At 71.2% G+C, this 14,423-nt stretch carries 14 protein-coding genes; 1 reads left to right on the forward strand and 13 read right to left on the reverse strand.

The genetic code is table 11. The features are described from left to right. Nucleotides 1-179 precede the first annotated feature (179 nt). Genes C667_RS13100 through C667_RS13125 form a run of 6 tightly spaced genes read right to left on the reverse strand, consistent with a single transcriptional unit; the run spans nt 180 to nt 6,185 of the window. A complete protein-coding gene (locus C667_RS13100) occupies nt 180-587 on the reverse strand; it encodes a Na+/H+ antiporter subunit G (protein ID WP_004365274.1) in 408 nt (135 codons plus the stop codon). A gap of 13 nt (nt 588-600) precedes the next feature. After that, nucleotides 601-870 carry a K+/H+ antiporter subunit F gene (locus C667_RS13105; RefSeq protein WP_004365275.1) on the reverse strand — a complete coding sequence of 90 codons (270 nt, stop codon included), beginning with the start codon at nt 868-870 and terminating at the stop codon, nt 601-603. Beyond that, complete coding sequence (locus C667_RS13110) at nt 867-1,394, reverse strand: Na+/H+ antiporter subunit E (RefSeq protein ID WP_004365276.1); 528 nt, start codon at nt 1,392-1,394, stop codon at nt 867-869. Before C667_RS13110 ends, C667_RS13105 begins: the two co-directional genes overlap by 4 nt. Next, nucleotides 1,394-2,917, reverse strand: coding sequence for a monovalent cation/H+ antiporter subunit D (locus C667_RS13115; RefSeq protein WP_004365277.1), 1,524 nt, complete (start codon nt 2,915-2,917; stop codon nt 1,394-1,396). Before C667_RS13115 ends, C667_RS13110 begins: the two co-directional genes overlap by 1 nt. Continuing rightward, nucleotides 2,914-3,324, reverse strand: a complete 411-nt coding sequence (locus C667_RS13120; RefSeq protein ID WP_004365278.1) for a Na+/H+ antiporter subunit C — start codon at nt 3,322-3,324, stop codon at nt 2,914-2,916. Before C667_RS13120 ends, C667_RS13115 begins: the two co-directional genes overlap by 4 nt. Further along, the gene (locus C667_RS13125; protein WP_004365279.1) at nt 3,324-6,185 is read right to left on the reverse strand and encodes a monovalent cation/H+ antiporter subunit A; all 2,862 of its coding nucleotides are present in this window, start codon (nt 6,183-6,185) and stop codon (nt 3,324-3,326) included. The genes C667_RS13120 and C667_RS13125 overlap by 1 nt, the downstream gene beginning before the upstream one ends. A gap of 223 nt (nt 6,186-6,408) precedes the next feature. Here C667_RS13125 and C667_RS13130 point away from each other — a divergent pair, with 223 nt between their 5' ends. Continuing rightward, a complete protein-coding gene (locus tag C667_RS13130) occupies nt 6,409-7,209 on the forward strand; it encodes an IclR family transcriptional regulator (RefSeq protein ID WP_004365280.1) in 801 nt (266 codons plus the stop codon). Here the strand turns inward: C667_RS13130 and mnhG are convergent. The 7 genes from mnhG to C667_RS13165 form a co-directional block, all read right to left on the reverse strand. Then, entirely contained in the window at nt 7,196-7,570 is a 375-nt protein-coding gene (gene mnhG, locus C667_RS13135) for a monovalent cation/H(+) antiporter subunit G (protein ID WP_004365282.1), read from the reverse strand. The two genes, C667_RS13130 and mnhG, sit on opposite strands and share 14 nt — an antisense overlap. Beyond that, nucleotides 7,567-8,028 (reverse strand): monovalent cation/H+ antiporter complex subunit F, encoded by a 462-nt coding sequence (locus tag C667_RS13140; RefSeq protein ID WP_004365283.1) that lies wholly within the window; start codon nt 8,026-8,028, stop codon nt 7,567-7,569. The genes mnhG and C667_RS13140 overlap by 4 nt, the downstream gene beginning before the upstream one ends. After that, on the reverse strand, nt 8,025-8,537 hold the full coding sequence (locus C667_RS13145) for a Na+/H+ antiporter subunit E (protein ID WP_004365285.1): 513 nt from the start codon (nt 8,535-8,537) through the stop codon (nt 8,025-8,027). The genes C667_RS13140 and C667_RS13145 overlap by 4 nt, the downstream gene beginning before the upstream one ends. A 2-nt stretch (nt 8,538-8,539) precedes the next feature. After that, nucleotides 8,540-10,048, reverse strand: a complete 1,509-nt coding sequence (locus C667_RS13150) for a proton-conducting transporter transmembrane domain-containing protein (protein ID WP_004365287.1) — start codon at nt 10,046-10,048, stop codon at nt 8,540-8,542. Beyond that, complete coding sequence (locus C667_RS13155; protein ID WP_004365288.1) at nt 10,045-10,425, reverse strand: Na+/H+ antiporter subunit C; 381 nt, start codon at nt 10,423-10,425, stop codon at nt 10,045-10,047. Before C667_RS13155 ends, C667_RS13150 begins: the two co-directional genes overlap by 4 nt. A 2-nt stretch (nt 10,426-10,427) precedes the next feature. Next, complete coding sequence (gene mbhE / locus C667_RS13160) at nt 10,428-13,202, reverse strand: hydrogen gas-evolving membrane-bound hydrogenase subunit E (protein WP_004365289.1); 2,775 nt, start codon at nt 13,200-13,202, stop codon at nt 10,428-10,430. Nucleotides 13,203-13,707: 505 nt separating this feature from the next. Further along, entirely contained in the window at nt 13,708-13,923 is a 216-nt protein-coding gene (locus C667_RS13165; RefSeq protein ID WP_012584858.1) for a hypothetical protein, read from the reverse strand. Between the last annotated feature and the right edge of the window lie 500 nt (nt 13,924-14,423).

Here is a 14,423-nt window from a genome sequence, read left to right on the forward strand (position 1 = left end):
AGCGGCCGCCGGCTCGCGCCCGGAGGGCGCTTCCTCGGCGGATGGCTCGTCGTCCGCGGACTTGCGCACGCCGAGCGTGCCCTGGATGCGCGAGGGTTGAGGGGTGGGCGGCTTTCTGCGGATCGTGTTCAACGTGATTCCCCGGGGGTTCGAGGCCGCATTATCGCCGATCGGCAGGCTCAGTCGTGCGCGCTGCGGCGCCCGTCTTCGTCGTCGGGCTCGCAGGCGCCGGGCGCGGCATCGAAGGTGCTCCAGCCGACGGGGCGGCCGGTGGGCGGGAGGCCGTCGCGCAGCTCGGTGTGTTCGTGCAGGTGGGCCTTGGCGATGAAGTGGGCGCTGATCGGCGCGGTCATGAACAGGAAGGCGGTGATCAGCACCTCGTGGATCGACAGCGTGCCCTCCAGCCCGGCGAAGAACACCATGGAGGCGACCAGCGCACCGCCCACGCCCAGGGTGGTCGCCTTGGTGGGTGCGTGCAGGCGGGTGAGCAGGTCGGGCAGCTTGACCATGCCGATCGAGCCGATCAGCAGGAAGGCGCCGCCGCCGACGATCAGCAGCGAGACGAGGAGTTCGAGCACGAAGGTCATGGGCGGTCCCCGCTCACTCGATGACGTCGCCGCGCAGGATGAAGCGGCAGTAGGCGACGGTGGAGATGAAGCCGAACATCGCGAACAGCAGCGCGGCTTCGAAGAAGATCGTGGAGCGCTCGTGGATGCCGGCGAGCACGATGAGCGCGATGATGTTGATCACCATGGTGTCGACCGCGAGCACGCGGTCCATCAGCGCGGGTCCGCGCAGCAGCCGCCACAGGTTGAGCAGCAGCGCGAGCGAGGCGGCGGCGAAGCCGAACTGCAGGGCGTATTCGATCACGGGAAGATCTCCTTGAGGCGGTCCTCGTAGCGTTCCTTCATCTGCCGCACCGTGTCCTCGGCATCGGGCGCGTCGAGGCAGTGCACCAGCAGGCTGCGGCCGTCGGCGGAGAGGTCGCAGGACACCGTGCCGGGCGTCATCGTGATGGTGCCGGCGAGCACGGTGATCGCCTCGGGCGAGCGCAACTGGAGTGGCAGCACCACCCAGCGCGTGGCCAGGCTCTCCACCGGGCGGAACAGGATCAGGCGGGCGACCTGCAGGTTGGCGACCACCACGTCCCAGGCCACCACGCCGAGGTAGGCGAGGGCCTTGGGCCAGGACTTCACCGGCGGGCGCTCCGGCCAGAAGTTGCTCGTCACGCGTGTGATCACCACGGCGAGCACCACGCCCACCAGCAGCCCGCCGAGGCTGAAGCTGTTGAGCAGCAGCATCCACAGCAGCACCAGCACCGCGGTCATCAGCGGATGCGGCAGCCAGCGCGCGGTGAAGCTGCGCTGCTCCAGCTTGTCGTGCCTGGCGCCCATCAGCGCACCCCCTGTGCGGTGCCGAGCACCGCGTCGATGTAGCCGGCCGGAGCGTAGAGCTGCGCCGCGGCGAGTTCCAGCCAGGCGTGCACCGGGCCGGCGAACGCGGTCAGCAGCACCAGGCAGGCGAGCAGCCCGCCGACCGCGACGAAGGACAGCGCGCCGTCCGGGCGGTAGCCGGGCGCGGGCGCGGCGGGCAGCGCGTACGCCTTCCAGAACACGAAGCTGCCTGCACGCGAGAAGCCGACGATGGCGATCAGCGAGGTCGACAGGATCAGCGCCCAGAACCAGGTCGCATGCGCCGAGGCGCGCACGCCGTCGAGCACCAGCAGCTTGCCGATGAAGCCGGACAGCGGTGGCATGCCGGTCATGGCGATCGCGGCGACGAAGAACAGGCCGCCGACCAGCCCGCCCTGGGCGATGCGTGGCGCCGCGGCGAAGCGGTCGCGCTGCGCGCCGCGGCGCTCGGCGACGAGGTCGGCGACGAGGAAGAGCGCGCCGGCCGCGAGCGTGGAGTGGATCAGGTAGTACAGCGCGGCGCTGGTCGCCTGCGGGGTGAACACCGCCACGGTGGCGAGCAGCATGCCCATCGAGCCGATCACCGCGAAGCTCGCCATCTGGCCGAGGCTGCGCGCGGCGAGCACGCCGGTCATGCCCAGCACCAGCGTGAGCAGCCCGGCCGGCAGCAGCCAGGGTGCGGCGAGCCAGGCCGCCTCTCCGGCGTCGGCGCCGAAGGCGAGCACGTAGAGGCGAATGATCGAGTAGGCCCCCACCTTGGTCATGATCGCGAACAGCGCCGCCACCGGCCCGGGCGCGTTGGCGTAGGTGCCGGGCAGCCAGAAGTGCAGCGGCACCAGCGCGGCCTTGACCGCGAACACCAGCAGCAGAAGCACCGCGCCGGTCTGCAGCAGCGCCTGGTCGGCCGCCGGCACCTGCGGCACGATGCGCGCGAGGTCGGCCATGTTGAGGGTGCCGGTGACGCTGTAGATCATGCCCACCGCGATCAGGAAAACCGAGGAGCCGACCAGGTTGGTGATCACGTACTGCACGCCCGCCTTCACCCTCAGCCCGCCGCCGCCGTGCACCATGAGGCCGTAGGAGGCGATGAGCAGGATCTCGAAGAACACGAACAGGTTGAAGAAGTCACCGGTCAGGAAGGCCCCGTTGATGCCCATCAGCTCGAACTGGAAGAGCGGGTGGAAGTGCTTGCCGCGCTGGTCCCAGCCGCCGATCGCGTACAGCAGCACGCCGAGGCCGAGCACCGCGGTGAGCACCAGCATCAGCGCCGACAGGCGGTCGAGCGCGAGCACGATGCCGAAGGGCGCGGGCCAGGCGCCGAGCGCGTAGCTGCGCACCTGCCCGTCGCTCGCGAGCACCAGCAGCGCGACGGCGATGCCGAGCATCAGCACGGTGGAGGCGACCGCGAAGCTGCGCGCGAGCACGCTGTCGTGGCGCGCGGCCAGCACCAGCAGCGCGCCGACCACCGCCGGCAGCAGGATGGGGAGGATCAGCAGGTGGTTCATGCGCGCCCCCCGCGGCCGCCCCGTGCCGGCGCCGGCTTGCGCCCGCGCAGCTTCCAGTCGTCCTCGGTGGCCTCGGGCGAGGCGTCGCCGGGCAGGTCGACGTGGTCGTTGCCGGTCTCGAGGTAGGCGCGCAGCGCCATCACCACCACCACCGCGGTCATGCCGAAGGAGATCACGATCGCGGTGAGCACCAGGGCCTGCGGCAGCGGGTCGATGTAGCCCGCCGCGTCGGCGGAGATCACCGGCGGCCGGCCGATCGCCAGGCGGCCGGTGGCGAACAGGAACAGGTTGGTGGCGTAGGTGAGCAGCGACAGGCCGATCACCACCGGGAAGGTGCGCGCGCGCAGCACCATGTAGATGCCGGCCGCGGTCATCACGCCGATCGCGCTGGCGACGAGGAACTCCATCAGCCCTGCTCCTTGCCCGAGGTGGCGCCCGGATCCACGTCCATCGCGCCGGTGTTGATCGTGTAGGGGCTGGTCCAGCGCCCCATGCGCGACAGGTTGGCGAGCATCAGCATCACCGCGCCGACCACGGTGAGGAAGACCCCGGTGTCGAAGGCCATCGCGCTGGCGAGCTCGAACTCGCCCACCAGCGGCAGGTGGAAGTGGCCGAAGGTCGAGGTCAGGAAGGGCTGGTCGAGCACCATCGCGCCGATGCCGGTGACCGCGGCGACGAGCACGCCGAGGCCGATCATGGCGTGGTAGTTGACCTTGACGCGATGCGCGGCCCAGCCGAAGCCGCTCGCCATGTACTGCATGATCAGCGCGATCGACACCACGAGCGCGGCGATGAAGCCGCCGCCGGGCTGGTTGTGTCCGCGCAGGAAGATGTAGGCGCCCACCAGCATCGCCAGCGGCAGCATGACCCGGGTGGCCACGACCATGATCATCGGGTGGCGATCGGCCGACTGCGGGCGGTCGGGCGACCACGCGCCGAGGCGGCGGCCGGTACGTCCGAACAGCGCGCCGTCGAGCAGCGCGTAGATCGCCAGCGCGGCGATGCCGAGCACGGTGATCTCGCCGAAGGTGTCGAAGCCGCGGAAGTCCACCAGGATCACGTTGACCACATTGGTGCCGCCGCCGCCCGAGACCGAGTTCTCGAGGTAGTAGTGCGACAGCGAGCTGCCGTCGCGGGTCAGCATCGCCCAGCTCGCCCCCGCCATGCCGATGCCGGCCACGATCGCGAGCACGCCGTCGCGCACGTGGCGCAGCGGATCGGCGCGCACCGAGGAGCTCTGCGGCCCCTCCTTGGGCAGGAAGTAGAGCGCGAGCAGGATCAGGATCACCGTGCCGACCTCGACCGAGATCTGCGTGAGCGCGAGATCGGGTGCGGAGAGATAGATGAAGGCCAGGCACACGATCAGGCCCACCGTGCCCACCACCAGCACCGACAGCACGCGGCGGCGGAACAGCATCACGGTGAGCGCGCAGCCGCCCACCAGCAGCACCCAGGCGGCGATCGCGGCCGGATGCGCGGGCAGCAGCGCGCGCGTGCCGGCGGCGTGTGGTGCGGCGACGAAGGCGGCGAAGCCCGCGAGCGTGAACGCGGTGAGGGCGAAGGCCAGATAGCGCTGCAGCGAGCCGTTGTGCAGGCCGTGGGTGATGCCGCGCGCGAGCGCCGCCGCGCCCGCGATGAAGGCGTCGAACATCGCCTTGGCCTCGGGGTGCGGCCCCGCCTGCCAGAGCGCGCGCACGCGCCGGTAGGCGAGCAGTGCGCCGAGGCCCACCGCGACCGCGATCGCCGACAGGCCGAGCGCCGGGGTGAAGCCGTGCCATAGCGCGAGGTGGTAGTCCATCACCGCCCCGCCGGTCACCGCGCGCGCCACCACCGCCACCAGCGGGCCGGCCACGGTGTCGGGGAAGAGCCCGATCGCCACCACCAGCATCACCAGCAGCGCCGGCGGCAGCCACATCCCGGCGGGCGGGTCGTGCGGCGCATGCGGGTAGTCGTCGCGGCGGACGCCGAAGAACACATGCACGATGTAGCGGAAGGAGTAGGCCACCGAGAAGCACGCCGCCAGGGTGGCCAGCGCGGCGACGATCCAGCCGTTGCCCAGCCAGGCGGTGTCGACCGCCTCGTGCAGCATCATCTCCTTGGAAATGAAGCCGTTGAGCGGTGGCAGCCCGGCCATCGACGCGCCCGCCACCATCGCCATGGTCGCGGTGATCGGCATCAGCTGCAGCAGGCTGCCGAGGCGCCGGATGTCGCGCGTGCCGGCCTCGTGGTCGACGATGCCGGCGTTCATGAACAGCGCCGCCTTGAAGGTGGCGTGGTTGAGGATGTGGAACACCGCCGCCACCGCCGCCAGCGGCGTGCCGAAGCCGAGCAGCATGGTCACCAGGCCGAGGTGGCTCACGGTGGAGTAGGCCAGCAGGCCCTTGAGGTCGTCCTTGAAGAGCGCGATGCCGGCCGCCACCAGCATGGTCACCAGGCCGGTGGTGGCGACGAGGTAGAACCACTCGGCCGTCCCGGCGAGCACCGGCCACATGCGCGCCATCAGGAAGAGCCCCGCCTTGACCATGGTCGCCGAGTGCAGGTAGGCCGACACCGGGGTCGGCGCCGCCATGGCGTGCGGCAGCCAGAAGTGGAAGGGAAACTGCGCGCTCTTGGTGAAGCAGCCGGCGAGGATCAGCACCAGCGCCGGCACGTACAGCGGCGAGGCCTGGATCGCCTCCTTGTTGCGCAGGATGTCGGTGAGGTTCCAGGAGCCGGCGATGTCGCCCAGGATCAGCATGCCGGCGATCATCGCCAGGCCGCCGGCGCCGGTCACGGTGAGCGCCATGCGCGCGCCCTGGCGGCCTTCGGGCAGGTGCTTCCAGTAGCCGATGAGCAGGAAGGACGACAGGCTGGTGAGTTCCCAGAACACCAGCAGCAGCAGGATGTTGTCCGACAGCACCACGCCCACCATCGCGCCCTGGAAGAGCAGCAGGTAGCTGTAGAACACCCCCATCGGGTCGTCCTTGGCGAGGTAGAAGCGCGCGTAGACGATCACCAGCAGGCCGATGCCCAGGATCAACCCGGCGAAGAACATCCCCAGCCCGTCGAGGAAGAAGCTCGCCTGCAGGCCGAGCGCGGGCACCCAGTCCCAGGCCGCGACGAGGACCTCGCCGCGGAACACCGCCGGCGCCTGCGCGAGCAGCAGCACCAGGGCGAGCAGCGGGAAGACGAAGGCGGTGGTCGCGCAGGCGCTGCGCCCGGCGCGGATCATTAGCACCGGAAAGAGCGCACCGATGAAGGGCAGCAGCACGATCAGGGCGAGACTCATCGGGGGGTTCCTCGGGCGTTGTCGATGGGAGAGGCGACGCGAATCGCGGGTGGCGGGGGCCACCCACACCCCGCATGAGGACGACTTCCGGCCCGAGTATATCGGTGATGCGACGCCCGCCAAATCGGGGTTGATTTCACTAGGCGAAATCGGATCGCACGGGTACCATTCCCGAGACTCCCTTGCCGGCCGCGGCAAGCCCCCGATCTTTTCCCGAACCGCCGTGCAGCCCAAGAAGACCGAATCCGCCCCCAGTGCCGAAGGCAAGACCTCGATCCAGGTCATCGAGCGCATGATGAAGCTGCTCGACGTGCTTGCCGCGCACGCCGATCCGGTCCAGCTCAAGCAGCTCGCGCTCGAGACCGGGCTGCATCCGTCGACCGCGCACCGCATCCTCGGCGCGATGACGCAGAGCGGCTTCGTCGAGCGCTCCGACGCCGGCGCCTACCGCCTCGGCATCCGCCTGCTCGAGCTCGGCAGCCTGGTGAAGTCGCGCATCTCGCTGCGCGAGACCGCGATGCCCTACATGCTCAAGCTCCACGCCGCCACCGGCGAGAGCGTGAACCTGGGCGTGCGTGCCGGCGACGAGATCGTGTATGTGGAGCGCACCTCGAGCGGGCGCGCCTCGGTGCGCGTGGTGCACATCGTGGGCGCGCGCGCGCCGCTGCACACCACCGCCACCGGCAAGCTCTTCCTGGTCGAGGACGGCCTCGAGCGCATCCGCGACTACGCGCGCCGCACCGGCCTGCCCGCCTCCACCCCGGCCTCGATCACCGCGCTGCCGGCGCTGGAGAAGGAGCTCGACCGCGTGCGCCGCCACGGCGTGGCCTTCGACCTCGACGAGGTCGAGTCCGGCGTGCGCTGCATCGCCGCGGGCATTCGCGACGACAGCGGCGAGCTGATCGCCGGCCTGTCGCTGTCGACCCCTTCCGAACGCTTCAACCCCGACTGGGCGCCCCTGGTCCGCGAGACCGCGGACGAGATCTCCCGCGCCCTCGGCCACCTGCCGCCTAAGGCGGCGTAGCCGCGCCCGCTTCCGCTTCCCCTTCGGTTTCCGCGCGCGCTTGCGCGAGCGCGTCCCCCAGCGCTCCGGTGAGCGGCGCGATGCCCGAGCGGTGCGCGGCGCGCGCCATGGCGTGGGCGGCGAGCGGGGCGGTGGCGAGCAGGACGAGCATCGCGAACAGCGCGGCGAGCGCGAAGCCGCCTTCGCTCGCGGCGGCCACCCCGGCGAGGATCAGCGCCGCGCCGAGCGCACCGGCCTTGCTGGCGGCGTGCAGGCGGGTGTAGCTGTCGGGCAGGCGCAGCACGCCGATCGCACCGATGAGGCCGATCGACGCGCCGAGCAGCAGCAGGGCCGAGGACAGCCAGGCGAGGAATCCGCTCATCGCGCAGCCTCCCCGTTCTCGCGCGCTTCCCGCACCGCGGGAGCCGGAGCCGCGCCTCCAGCTGCGCGGGTTTCCCGCGTCTCAGGCTCCGTGCCGGCCGCTTGCGCGCTCGTGCTGCCGGGCGCCGCGCCGGCTGCGAGCAGCCTCGCATCCGCTCCGGTCGCCACCTCGCCCGCCCCGCGGCCACGGCGGTGGAACAGCAGGATGAAGGCGGTGGTGCCGAGGAAGTACACCAGGGACAGCACCACGGCGGCGTCGAGCAGCATGGGCTGGGCAGTGGCCAGCGCGAGCAGGGCGATGGCGGCGATCGCGATCATGCTGAGCGCGTCGATCGCCACCACGCGGTCGGGCGCGCGCGGCCCGCTCACCAGGCGCAGCAGGATCAGCGCGGCGCCGAGGGCGAGCAGCGCGAAGGTGAGCGGCAGCACCCAGGCCGCCCCGGCGATTGCGGCGTTCATGTCGTGTCCCTCCCGGTCCCGTCCGTGGCGCCCCCCTGCGCGCCGGCGTCGAGCCAGCGCAGCAGGCGGCGCTCGATCGCGCGCACCCCGGCCTCCACCTCGGCAGCGGTGCGCGCGTCGAGCGCGTGGATGTACATGAGGCCGGATTCCGGCCGGTAGTCGAGCGCCATCGTGCCCGGCGTCAGCGTCAACAGGCAGCCGAGCAGGGTGGCGAAGCGCTCGTCCCGGCGCGCCAGGCGCATCGCCACCACCGCGGGCTGCGGCGCCACCTCGCGGCCGAGCACGATGCGCGCGACGTCGACGCTGGCGCGGAAGACCTCGCCGACGAACCAGAACGCGAACGTGGTGCCGAGCTCGAGCCGGCGCAGGTAGCGGCGGATGCCGAGGAGGTCGATCGCCAGGCGCAGCGCGAGGTAGACCGCGACGAAGGCGGCGAACACGCCGAGCGGCCGCAGTGCGTCGGCGTAGGCGGCGAGTCCGACCGCGAGCAGGAGGTGCAGGCCCAGCATGCTCAGTTCCCTCCCGCGCGCACGACCGCGTCGATATAAGCCGCCGGGGCGGCGAGCTGCTCCGCCGCGGCCACCGCGTAGTCCATCACCGGCCCGGCCGCGAGGCCGATCGCCACCGTCATCGCCGCCAGCGTGCCCACCGCCCACAGCGCGGGCTGCAGCCCGTCCGCGCTGCGCAGGCCGCCTCCGCCTTCGCCGCCCGCTCCGCCCGGATGCGGCTTGAGGAAGGCCTCGTTCCAGATCTTGCTCATCGACAGCAGGGTGAAGATGCCGGTGACCAGCGCCACCGCTGCGGCGATCCAGGCGCTGGCGTCCAGGCTGGCCTTGACCAGCACGAACTTGGCCCAGAAGCCCGACAGCGGCGGGATGCCGGCCAGCGACAGCGCCGGGATCGCGAACAGCAGCGCCAGCCAGGGCGCGCGCGCGTACAGCCCGCCCATCGCCGCCAGGCGCTCCGAGCCGGTCAGGCGCGCGGCGATGCCGCCGATGAAGAACAGGTTGGCCTTCACCACGATGTGATGAATCAGGTAGAACACCGCGCCGGCGAGCGCGAGCGGAGTGGCGATCGCCAGCCCCAGGATCATGTAGCCGACCTGGCTGACGATGTGGAAGGACAGGATGCGCCGCACCTCGACCTGGGCCGCGGCGCCGAGCACGCCGATCAGCATGGTCGCGCACGCCACCCACAGCAGCACCTCGTGGGCGATGCCCGCATCCGGCCAGAACAGCGTGACGAGGCGGATCAGCGCGTACACGCCGACCTTGGTGAGCAGGCCGGCGAAGAGCGCCGACACCGGCGTCCACGCCACATGGTAGGACGCCGGCAGCCAGCCGAACACCGGGAACAGCGCGGCCTTGATCGAGAACGCGGTCAGCATCAGCACCACCGCCGCGTGCGCGGTCGCCGGCACCTCGTCGGCGGCGAAGGCCTGCGCCAGCAGCGCCATGTTGAGGCTGCCGCTGGCGCCGTAGAGCATGCCGGCGGCGAGCAGGAACATCATCGTCGCTACCAGGTTGAGCACCACATACACCACGGTGCCGGACAGGCGGCGCTTGCCGCCGCCGAGCACCAGCAGCGCGAACGAGCCGACCAGCAGCACCTCGAACCAGACGTAGAGGTTGAACACGTCGCCGGTGATGAAGGCGCCGCACACCCCGACCAGCAGGCCGTGCACCAGCGGGTGGAAGTCGCGGCAACGCGCCGGGTCCTCGTCGCGCGCCATCGCGAACACGATGGTGGCGGCGCCGACGATGCCGGTGATGGCCACCATGGCGGCCGACAGGCGGTCGACGACCAGCGTGATGCCGTAGGGCGCGGCCCAGCCACCGGCCTGGCTGGCGAGGATCTGCCCCTGCGCGGCGAGGCCGACCAGCACCAGCCCGGCTGCCGTGAGCGCCAGCGCGCCGGCCAGGCTGATCGTCCTCACCGCGCGCGGCGAGCGGCGCACCAGCAGGGTCGCCACCAGGGTGGCGAGCGGGATCAGCAGCGGGGAGACGATGAGCGCGTTCACGCCTTGTCCCCTTGCGGCGGCAGGTCTGGCGCCGGCTCCTCGGCGACGGCGGTGACGAGGTCGGTCTCGACCTTGCCGTGCAGCTCCCAGCTGCGCTTGAGCACCGCGAGCGCGAACACGAAGAGCGCGAAGCCGATCACGATCGCGGTCAGCACCAGCGCCTGCGGCAGAGGGTTGGCAGCGAGCGCCGGTGCGCCCGCCTCGGTCACGAAGGCGGCCGCGCGGCCGTCCAGTCGCCCCGCGGAGAACACCGCCAGGTTCACGCCGTTGCCGAGCACGACCACCCCGAGCACCACGCGCAGCAGCCCGCGGTCGAGCATCATCCAGATGCCGATCGCGACCAGCGCGCCGACGGTGAGCGAAACGAGGATTTCCATGTTCAGGCCTCCCGCTCGATCAAGCCGAGCAGCATGTGCAGCACCGCGCCGAGCACGGTGAGGAACACGCCGACGTCGAAGAGCAGCGGCGTGCCCAGCGGCAGCCCCGCGGGGAAGATCCAGTTGCCGGTGAGGAAGGGCTCGCCATGGAAGAGGCCGACCAGGCCGGCGACGGCCGCGATGCCCAGCCCGCCCGCCAGCATCGCCAGCGGCGGCACGCGCAGCAGCGCGCGCGCCCGCGTGGTGCCGAAGGCGAGCGCCACCAGCACCGCCGCGCACGCCGCCACCAGGCCGCCGATGAAGCCGCCGCCGGGCAGGTTGTGGCCGCGCCACAGCAGCATCAGCGCGACCAGGGCGAGCAGGGCCGATAGCGGCAGGATGCCCTGGCGCAGCAGCACCGAGCCGAAGTCCGCGCTGCCCTCGGTGGCGCCCGCGCCCAGCGCGGCCTCGTCCTCCCGCCTGCCGCCGGCGAGCAGCCCGGCCGCAGCCAGCCCGGCGAGACCGACGACGAGGATCTCGCCGAGCGTGTCGAGTGCGCGGAAGTCCACCAGGATCACGTTCACCACGTTGGCGCCCTGGCCGCCGGGCAGGCTGTTGTCCAGATACCAGCGCGCGATGTCGCCGGGCAGCGGCTGGCTCACCGTCATCAGCATCATCGCCGCCACCACCGCGCCGATCACGACCGCCACCACGGCGTGGAAGCGCTTCGCCGCCGGCTTGCGCGAGCCCACCAGCCGGGTTGGCGGCAGGCGGCGCAGCACCAGGGCGAGGAAGATCACGGTCAGGGTCTCGACCATCAGCTGGGTGATCGCCACGTCGGGCGCGCGCGCGGCGAGAAAGAACATCGCCATGCCCAGCCCGCTCGCCCCCAGGGTGGCGACCAGCGCCACCCGGCCGGGGGTGACCGCGGCGGCCGCCGCACCCGCGACCGCGAGCACGCAGCCGAGCAGGGCGGCGAGGTTGACCGGGCTGGTGACCTCCGGCCAGGCGAAGTCCTCGCCGGTCGATGCGAACAGCCCGATCAGCGCGAAGCCGGCGATCGCCAGCACCAGCGCGCTGATGTGCTGGCGCAGCGAGCCGTGCTGGAAGCGGTCGGCCACCCGCGTGGCGAAGGCGAACACGCGCTTCAGCAGGCGGTCCCAGATGCGGTCGCCGCTCACCCGCCACAGCACCCGCCACAGCGACAGCCGGCGCCGCAGCCGGGTGCGCTGCAGGTAGAAGAACACGCCCAGCGCCACGGTGAGCAGGCTGGCGACGAGCGCCGGGGTGAAGCCGCCCCACAGATACAGGCTCACCGGCACCGTGCCGCGCGACACCGCCTGCACCGCGGCGTCGATCAGCCACACCTCGGCGAGGTTGTTGAAGGCGCCGAACACGAAGCCGCCGATCGCCAGCAGCATCGGCCCGATCCACATCGGCACGCCGACCTCGTGCGGCGCGTGCGGGTAGCGCCCCTCCCGGCCGAGGAAGGCGCGCACGAAGACGAGGCCGGCGGCGGTCAGCAGCAGGGCGTTGGTGAGGATCATCACCACGGTGGTGATCCAGCCCGCGAGGCCGAGCTCGATCAGCCCGGCGTACTTGAACTCCTTGGCGATGAAGCCGAAGAAGGGCGGCAGGCCGGCGTTGGAGAAGGCCGCCAGCGCGACTGCGAAGCCGGTGAGCGGCATGTGGCGGATCAGCCCGCCGAGCAGCGCGATCTGGCGCGTGCCGGTGGCGTGGTCGATCGAGCCCACCGCCATGAACAGCGCCGCCTTGTAGAAGGCGTGCGCCACCAGGTAGATCGCGAAGGCCTGCAGGCCGTAGTGGGTGTTGGTGCCGAGCAGCATGGTGAGCTGGCCGAGCACGGTCACCGTGGTGTAGGCGAGCACGCGCTTGAGGTCGGTCTGGCGGATCGCCAGCACCGCACCGACGAGCGCGGTGGCGGCGCCGATGATGATCAGGATGGTGCTCCAGCTCGCGGAGCCACCGAGCGCCGGGTTGAGGCGGGCGAGCAGATACACCCCGGCCTTCACCATGGTCGCCGAATGCAGGTAGGCCGACACCGGCGTCGGCGCCGCCATCGCGTTGGGCAGCCAGAGGTGGAAGGGCAGCTGCGCCGACTTGGTGAAGGCGCCGATCAGCACCAGCACGAGGATCTCCGGGTAGAGCGCGTGCTCGGCGATGGCTTCGCCCGACAGGCCCGAGAACTGCCAGCTCCCGCCCACGCTGCCGAGCAGGATCAGCCCCGCGAGCAGGGCCAGCCCGCCGCCGCCGGTGATCAGCAGCGCCTGCAGCGCCGCGCGGCGCGATTCGGGTTTGTCGTGCTGGAAGGCGATGAGCAGGAAGGAGGTGACGCTGGTCAGCTCCCAGAACACGAACATCGCGATCAGGTCGTCGGCCAGCACCAGCCCGAGCATCGCCGCCATGAAGCCGAGCAGGTAGGCGTGGAAGCGGCCGAGGTGATGGTGGTCGGAGAGATAGGCGCCGGCATAGAGCACGATCAGCGTGCCGATGCCGGTGATGAGCAGGGCGAACAGCAGCGACAGGCCGTCGAGCCGGAAGGCGAGCTCGACCCCGAGCGCCGGCACCCAGGCGAGGGTCGAGGTGACGACCGCGCCGCCGGCGAGGGTCGAGGTGACGACCGCGCCGCCGGCGACGGTCGGCATCTGCGTCAGGAAGTGGATGAAGGCCGCCAGCGGTGCCAGCGCGAGCAGCCAGCCCGCACGCCGGCCCAGGCGGCCCGCCAGCGGCACCGCGGCCAGCATCGCGATCGCGATCAGGCCGATGCTGGCGAGCATGTGCTACCCCGGCAGGCGCTGGTCAAGATGAAGCCTCCCAAACGAACGCAGCGCGCCGATCGGGCACGCCCTGCGTGTTTCTTTCGGGAGACTGACCGTCCGCTTGCCGACCGGGTTCCGCAAATCGGCGCGAGGTGCGGAGAAGAGTGGGGCGAGAAGGGGGGAGCGAGAAGCGGGAGCGAGAAGGGCGAAGCGCGGGGTACGAAGTGCGAAGTACGAAGTGCGAAGTGCGAAGTGCGAAGTGCGAAGTGCGAAGTGCGAAGTGCGAAGCGTAGGGTGAAGCAAGTGCGGAGCGAAGAGTTGGAGCGAGGGCGAAGCGAAGAGGTGGAGCGAGGGCGAAGCGAGGCGGTGGAGCGAGGGCGAAGCGAGGCGGTGGAGCGAGGGCGAAGCGAGGCGGTGGAGCGAGGGCGAAGCGAGGCGGTGGAGCGAAGGGGTGAAGCGGACAGCGAAGGGGCGCTCCCCGTTCTACCGGCGGGGAGCGCGGATGCCTGGGCCGGGCCCGGCGCTAGTGCGCGTGGTGAGCAACGCGCGGCTGGCCGTGTGCGCCGATTTCCGGGTGGGCGTCGTAGAGGCCGCTCTGGCGAGCGAAGCAGCCGTTCAACGGGCATTTCTGACCGGGCGGGCAGCCGTGTTCGAAAGCGCATTCCCTACGGGTTTCGTCCAGCAGCACCATTTGATTCATGGCTTCGCAACGGGCGATCGGGGCGTCGAATGTACACATGATGGTCTCCTTCCTGCGTCGCGGTCTCCTGTCGGATGAGTGGGAAAACCGTGACTTATTTCACGAACTGTTCGCTTCCACTCTAGGTGTTTGTTGCGGCGATGCATCGTGAATATGAGCAAAGGTTGACTTGAATCAAGCTTTCGCCATCTTTTTCCCCGAATGCCCACCACCTTCTCCGACCCGCCATCACCCCAAGGGCATTCCCTTCCACCCCCAGGGCCCCCCGCAAGCGCGATGGTTCATGTAGGAGCGCCGGCAGGCGCGAAAGCGGCGGCGGGGCAAGCGGCTGCGTCGCCATCCCGAAGGCCCCATTCGCGGCTGCCGCCGCTCCTACAGGGCGCCCGGAGCCGCGATGGTTCATTTAGGAGCGCCCGCAAGCGCGATGGTTCGTGTAGGAGCGCCGGCAGGCGCGAAAGCGGCGCCGACGCGCTCACTCCGCCCGCAGGGCCTCGACCGCGTCGAGGCGCGCCGCGCGGCGCGCCGGCAGCACGCCGGCG

Source organism: Thauera phenylacetica B4P, assembly GCF_000310225.1.
Taxonomy (GTDB): domain Bacteria; phylum Pseudomonadota; class Gammaproteobacteria; order Burkholderiales; family Rhodocyclaceae; genus Thauera; species Thauera phenylacetica.